Origin of the sequence: Anabaenopsis arnoldii, from assembly GCF_028331025.1 — a bacterium.
Classification (GTDB): domain Bacteria; phylum Cyanobacteriota; class Cyanobacteriia; order Cyanobacteriales; family Nostocaceae; genus Anabaenopsis; species Anabaenopsis arnoldii.
On sequence record NZ_JAQMUH010000170.1, the window covers coordinates 1 to 7289 of the forward strand.

A 7289-nucleotide genomic window follows, 5' to 3' on the forward strand; every position below is an offset into this window, starting at 1 on the left:
CAACGCCACGCAGTTCTATAACTTATCCCTACCTTTTTTGCATAATCAGATAGTTTCATTCATTTAATGATCGTACATTCATAATTATATTATACTACAAATGTACATAAATGACTATAAATTCATTAAATTATTGTAGACCCAAATACCAATATATTCTTTGATGGCACTGGTAAATAACCGTAAGTTAACCACATCAGGCAATAAGTTCAGGATAGCAGCTTTGGGGGTTCTAGTCATGGCTGCCATTTCATTTTTACTCACCTGAAAATCAGTCGGTGCGGGAATCACATCGATACCTTGACGTTGGAAAATTTGCACAGATCGCGGCATATGCATTGCAGAAGTAACTAACAATACCTTACTAATACCACGTGCTGTTAAAATCTGCTGAACATTCACAGCATTCTCATATGTATTGAGAGCCTCCGGTTCTTGAATAATCGCCTCCGATGGGATCCCAATTGATGTCAGCACATCCGCCATATCTACAGATTCTGGGGAACTGTTACCACTCCAGTCAATGCGACCCCCGGTGACAATAATGATGGGGGCTTTGTTTTGGCGGTATAATTGGGCTGCATAAATAATGCGATCGCCCGCCTCATTCAAATCAACAGTTACCCTGGGAGGGTCAGGGGAGCTAGTCGCACCACCTAAAACTACAATTGCTTGAGCGGTGGGTACTGGACTTGTAGGGAGATATTGCCATTCTAGCGATCGCACCACGGACTTAGCCACCCAAGCATTACTAGAAACCAGCAATATAATTAAAGCCAAACTAATCGCCATGGCGGCCAGGGTGGGACGTTTCCATACTGTCACCAATGCCAGCATTAAACCAATAGTAACCAGTCCCAGGGGATAAAAAAACAGTGGTAGTAACTTAGACAGATACAGCACGTTTCAAATAAATAAAATACACAGCTTCAGATCATAAATCTTGTGGGGTGGGTATCCTACCTGCCCTCTCTAAAAACATATTCCCTCATTTTTCCCAAAACCGGAAATTGAAACTTCCAGAAGTCCGACGATAACGACGGGAGACTTTTCTAGTTTGCTGTTTAGTAATTCTCTCCCTAGGGCCTTCATTCACATCAACATCTAAAACCTCCATAGGTAGCTGAGTATTCATAGGCTCCTTACAACCCCACCAAGCAGTCATCCAACCCCCACCCAGAGCGGCCATTGCACCTAGGAAGATCCCAGCGGGTGCAGAATACCCCAACAACACAAACCCCACCAAGAAAAACAACCAATATTTTAGTCCCGCGTCAATACCATCAGAGGAGGGTATAGCAGGTTCCCGGGGGCTATTTTTAGTAGAACTTGTGAACCAACCCAAAACAAAACCAGCAATAATCCCCAAAAAGATACTCAGGGGTAGTGAAAAGCCCGCCATGAGCAATATGAAGATTAAAAATCCCCCAAATATCAGTTGAGAAAAGAATTCCGGTGAGATAGGCGGTAAACCTTTAGTTGCCATAGACTTACAAACACTGTAAACTACTGATTTTAATTATGCCTGTGGTGATGCAGTGGTATCCCAAATCTGCACATAGGGCATTTCCTCCCTGGTAAATGCTTCCGCCTGCTCTAGCTGCGATGTTAATAAATCTACAGTAGCATCAGCAATATCCCCAGTACGTTGAGCCAGACGCTCTTGCACAACTGCTAAAGGTGCAGTGCAGTATATAATCTCCAGGGGAATTTGGTATTTTTCCGCTTCCCCGATGGCATTTTGTCGGAGGTTTTGTTTATCATATTTAGCATCTAGAATTACATTAAACCCTTGGCGAGCCAGGATAATTCCCAGATCCAGCAACCGGCCATAGGTTTTTTGAGTCATTTCTGGGGTATATAAATCATCCCCACCACGCTCCCAAACAGAAATCCCCCCTAAATGTTTACGCACCGCATCTGAGCGAATGTGAATCGCCTGGAATTTACGCGCCAAATATTTAGCCGTTGTAGACTTCCCAGAACCGGACAACCCAGACATTAAAATCAGTTTTCCTGATTTTGATTTAGTATACTCCCAAGCTTGGCGATAATATGCTGCTGCCGTTTTTGCCGCCTCTGCCTTCACTGTTTCTGGTATATTGGGGTCATCTAACAAAAATGAAGTCACCTTAGCCCGAACATAAGCCTGACGACTTAAATACAAAGGTAATAACTGCAATCCTTCCCAATCACCAGTTTGCTCCACATAGGTGTTTAAAAAGACATTAGCTAAATTAGGGCTGTTTCGCGCCTCCAAATCCATCACCGTAAACGCCACATCATACATGACATCCACAAAGCGAAACGGCTCGTTAAATTCAATGCAGTCAAACAGAACCATCTGATCATGCCATAAAGCAATATTTCTCAGGTGTAAATCACCGTGACATTCACGAATGTAGTTATTTTCAATTCTACTGGTAAATAATTCTGGATGTTCTAAGAAAAAATTATCTGTATATTTTTTGGTTTCCTGAAACTGTTGCTGTGTCTGGGGTCCACCAATATACTTTTCTGTTTGTTGATAATTCTCATCAATTGCCGCCCGCACTTGCGGCACTTCGCCAAAACTGCGAATATAATCGTTAGTTGTTGTAGATTTAGCGTGGTATTGCGCCACTACTTTACCTAGATTCTCTAAGTCAGCCTCTGTTAACTTACCTTGATCAAATAGTGTACTCAAGAGTAAATCCTGGGGAAACTGGCGCATTTTTAGGGCGTACTCTACAGGCTTTCCTGCTCCTTCTAAGTGATATTGCCCATCAAATACAGTTATATGTAATACTTCTAAATACAATTCAGCCGCGCCCCGTTGATTCAAACGCAACTCTTCTTGACAAAAATACTTGCGTTTTTCTAGAGTAGAAAAATCCAAAAAGCCAAAATTTACTGCTTTTTTCAACTTATAGGCATAATCTCCCGTAAGCAGTACATAGGAAATATGAGTTTGAATCAGTTCTATGGGTTCTGTGACTGGGTGGGGATAAAATCCCGGTTGTAACATCTGCTGAATTAAAACTGGAAGATTTGCTGGTGTCATAAAAAAACCGTGGGTTGGATAGTTACAAAAATTTCACATAAATCCCCCAGGTGCAGGGATTGTACAAGGTCAAAGACCAACTCATAAACCCATATTCTCACACTTTCAATAAAAAACCAGGGTTGAACCCTGGTATCATCAGCAATCATGAGATTTTTTAGTGGTGTTTTTTACAACTTACACCACAGCATTAACTTTGAGCAGATGCAAAAAAGCTCAGATGGTAAATAAAACCCTTAGCAGGATGGGATTGCACTTCTCGTAATACAGTTGTACCAGTCCACTCCAGTTCAGGGATATTTAGTTCAATTTCTGTTTTATTTACACCAGCTTGTTTGAGCAGACGCTCCACAGTTTTAGCTTCCACTACTAAAGAAATTGATTCTGTACCTTTGTGACCGTACAAATTAGCAGGTATCAGACCAGAACGACGTAAAGCATTAGGTTTGCTCCCTTCTGGTCGCTTTTGAGATTCGACTTTAATCGCCATAGAAGTTGTCAGTTATTAGTTATCAGTTGTTGACATTTGCACTTGATCATATAAACAAGCGCCTCCCCATCTGTCTTACACTCCCTACTTAATTAAGCAGCGGGTGTACCGTCACCGTACAATAAAGCACGTTTAGGTCCGTGTATGGGATCTTCCACAATAATGGTTTGATCGCGACTAGCTCCCAAGGAGACGATCGCGATGGGAACTTCCATCAATTCCGCTAAGAATTTCAGGTAGTCTAGGGCTTGGGGTGGTAAGTCTTCCAGTGTACGACATTCCTTAGTGGATACTTGCCATCCTGGTAGGGTTTTATAGATGGGGCGACATTGCGCAAATCGACGGGAACTGGTGGGAAAGTTTTCACAGCGATCGCCATCTATTTCATAGGCGACACAGACTTGAATTTCTTCTAGTTCATCCAGAACATCCAGCTTGGTAATGGCCATACAATCCATACCATTAATTCGTACCGCATAGCGACCAATCACCGCATCAAACCACCCACAGCGCCGCTTGCGTCCCGTTGTTGTCCCAAATTCCGCTCCGCGATCGCACAACAATTCCCCGATTTTTCCATCTAACTCCGTGGGAAAAGGCCCTTCTCCTACCCTAGTCGTGTAGGCTTTAGACACACCAATTACCCTGTCTATCATTGTCGGCCCTACCCCCGCTCCTACGCAAGCCCCACCTGCTACCGGGTTAGAGGAAGTCACATAGGGATAAGTCCCGTGATCTAAATCTAGCAGGGTTCCTTGTGCCCCTTCAAACAGGATATTGCGGCGACGCAAAATTGAATCATATATTTTTAGGGATGTATCCACCACATAAGGCCGTAAGCGATCGGCATAACCCATATATTCCTCAATTACTGCTTGGGGGTCTAGGGGTGGTAGATTGTAAAGTTTTTCTAAAATAACGTTTTTATAATTAATCGTCCATTCCAACTTCTCCCGTAGGGCTTCCGGGTTCATCAAGTCTAACATCCTAATCCCTGTACGCTCGGATTTATCCGCATAGGTCGGGCCAATCCCTCTCCCCGTCGTGCCGATTTTATAACTTCCTCGCCGCTCCTCTGATGCCTGGTCAATTACCCGATGATAGGGCATTGTTACATGGGCTGTTTCTGATATTAACAGATTGGCAGCAGAAATATTTAATTTTTCCAGTTTATCCAATTCTGCTATCAACACCTGTGGATCTATCACCGTTCCACAGCCAATAATACATTCCGTATTGGGATACAAAATACCAGAGGGGATTAAGTGCAGCTTAAATGTCTGACCTTCCACCACTATTGTGTGTCCAGCATTCACTCCCCCTTGGTAACGTACTACCACATCTGCGGAGCGGCTGAGTAAGTCTGTGATTTTACCTTTTCCTTCGTCGCCCCATTGGGCACCTATGACAATTACGTTAGCCAAGAGATTATATTATCAGATTATAGTTTGCACAAATTATAATTAATAACAAATTGGGTGAATTTTGTCAATCTTCAGAGGAATCATCATTCACCCACCCCCTGACCCTGCTCATCCTACCAAGAAGGGTCAGGTTTTGACCATGACAGAAGTCATTGGTTGCCTTGTGTATCTACCTGTTGTATAATTTTTGTGATCGTGAAATACCCACAGGGTGGTAACCTTCACGTCACAGGCATTGAGTTGTTTAATATTTTCTAAACAGCCTCTAAGGGGTAGAATCTACGAAAATTCCCAGGGTAATAATTTTTCATTCATTAATGTTAACAGGTGCATACTATGTCACAACAAATAATTTCATCGCTCGATGAACCAAATGCTCTACCAGGTTCTAATTTTACCTTGCCCCTGAGCTATAATACCTCAACAGGTGATAATACTCTGACTGGTATTAGTCTGCGGTTGCACTATAATTCTAGTGAACTGAGGTTCCAAAATGTCCAAAACTTCTTTAACACCAGTGTATTCTCTCCGGTAGCCGACCAAGCTGATAATAACGACTTTGACAACGACCCCCAAAGCGATCGGTATATCGAATTTGCCTATTTTGAAATTTCGGGTAACTGGCCTAACCAAGCTCTACCGTTAAAATTAGGGGACTTCAACTTTACTACTACTGAGAACTTTGATGGCACTCAAATCAAGGTGACTTCAACAGAGACAGCCACTGGTTATACACTCGAAGCGCCACCAATTATAATTCAGCAGACCACTGGTCTGGGAATTGCTGCTAAAAGTGCGAGCAAAATTGAAGGCGACGAGAATACTACCCCCTTTACCTTCACCATTAGCCGTTCTGGTAATTCCACGACCACAAATAGTGTTAACTGGAATGTAGTAATAATACCAGGTAGTGACAATGCAGATGGGTTGGACTTTGGGAACATCTTACCATCAGGCACTGTTACCTTCAATCCGGGAGAACTCTCGAAAGATATTACCATTAACGTCACTGGTGACAATATCTTTGAGGGAGATGAAACCTTCAGCGTCATTTTATCCAACCCCACCAATAATGCTGTTATTACAACGGGTAGTGCGAGGGGAACTATTTTAGAAGATGATCGCTTTCAACAAATCTCTTCAGCGGAAAACCTGGCGGCATCCTCTGGTAATACTGTTAGTATCCCCCTATTTTACAGTACTTCCACAGGTGACAATACCTTAACTGGTATTGGTTTACGTTTACATTACAACTCTAGTCACCTAAGTTACACCGGCGTCAATAACCTCTGGGATACTGACTTATTTGGTGATATCGTTACCTCTCTCGATAACAACGACTTGGATAATAACCCCAATACAGACACTTACCTAGAAATACCTTACTCTAGTATTCAAGGTAACTGGCCTAACGAACCCCTACCGTTGAAATTAGGAGACTTCAATTTTACCGCCGGAGCCAACTTTGAAGGTACACAATTGCAGGTTACAGCTAGTTCTTTAGCGGCTAATTATCGGCTAGCTACTAGCCCCATTATGGTAGACAAGCGGCAATGGAATCTTGATATTGACGGTAACGGTCAAATCAATGCCCTATCTGACGGGATTATGGTGGTACGTTTTCTCTTTGGTACAGCCTTTTCTGGGGATAAATTGACAGATGGAGCCATAGCCGCTAATGCTACCCGTAATCTCACGGAAATTCGAGAATATTTACAGGAAGCGGTAGACAATAAGTACTTAGATATTGACGGTAACGGTCAAATCAATGCCCTATCTGACGGGATTATGGTGGTACGTTTTCTCTTTGGTACAGCCTTTTCTGGAGATAGATTGACAGATGGAGCCATAGCCGCTAATGCTACCCGTGGTCTCACGGAAATTCAAGAATATTTATCCCAGTTGACTACCCTTAATGTAGTCACAGATCGAACTTTAACCGGTACTGCTGGTAATGATACCCTCAACGGTGGGGCGGGTAATGATATTCTCAACGGTGGGGCGGGTAATGATACCCTCACCGGTGGGGCGGGTAGTGATGTATTCCTATATAACTCCCCCAATGAATCTAATAGAACCAACTTATCTGTAGCGAGTTTTGATACTATCACCGACTTCACCCAGGGAGTAGATAGAATTAGCTTTGCTGCATTGGCTACCGCCGGCCAGTACGCCAGTCAGACTGTGGTACAGACAGCAGCCAATAATTCTGGGCAAACCACCATCAATTCTACCCTTCTCAATGCTACCGCCGCCGCTATCGGTCAAGATAGATTTGGCGCTTTTGTTTTGGGAGGTAACACTTATATTCAGGGTACTAATCAAACGACTA

6 protein-coding genes are annotated in these 7289 nt (G+C 43.1%); 1 reads left to right on the forward strand and 5 read right to left on the reverse strand.

Annotated elements, in window-relative coordinates; genetic code table 11:
• Positions 1–114: 114 nt before the first annotated feature.
• From PN457_RS14890 to PN457_RS14910, 5 genes are all read right to left on the reverse strand, one after another.
• Positions 115–903 carry a YdcF family protein gene (locus PN457_RS14890; protein ID WP_271734167.1) on the reverse strand — a complete coding sequence of 263 codons (789 nt, stop codon included), beginning with the start codon at positions 901–903 and terminating at the stop codon, positions 115–117.
• Positions 904–988: 85 nt separating this feature from the next.
• On the reverse strand, positions 989–1486 hold the full coding sequence (locus PN457_RS14895; RefSeq protein WP_271734168.1) for a hypothetical protein: 498 nt from the start codon (positions 1484–1486) through the stop codon (positions 989–991).
• 33 nt (positions 1487–1519) lie between these two features.
• Complete coding sequence (locus tag PN457_RS14900) at positions 1520–3043, reverse strand: bifunctional aminoglycoside phosphotransferase/ATP-binding protein (RefSeq protein ID WP_271734169.1); 1524 nt, start codon at positions 3041–3043, stop codon at positions 1520–1522.
• Positions 3044–3233: 190 nt separating this feature from the next.
• Positions 3234–3533: a 50S ribosomal protein L25 gene (gene rplY, locus PN457_RS14905; protein WP_271734170.1), complete on the reverse strand. Its 300-nt coding sequence runs from the start codon at positions 3531–3533 to the stop codon at positions 3234–3236.
• 92 nt (positions 3534–3625) lie between these two features.
• Positions 3626–4957, reverse strand: coding sequence for an adenylosuccinate synthase (locus PN457_RS14910; RefSeq protein ID WP_271734171.1), 1332 nt, complete (start codon positions 4955–4957; stop codon positions 3626–3628).
• A gap of 336 nt (positions 4958–5293) precedes the next feature.
• Here PN457_RS14910 and PN457_RS14915 point away from each other — a divergent pair.
• On the forward strand, positions 5294–7289 hold a 1996-nt coding region (locus PN457_RS14915; protein WP_271734173.1), incomplete at its 3' end, for a Calx-beta domain-containing protein.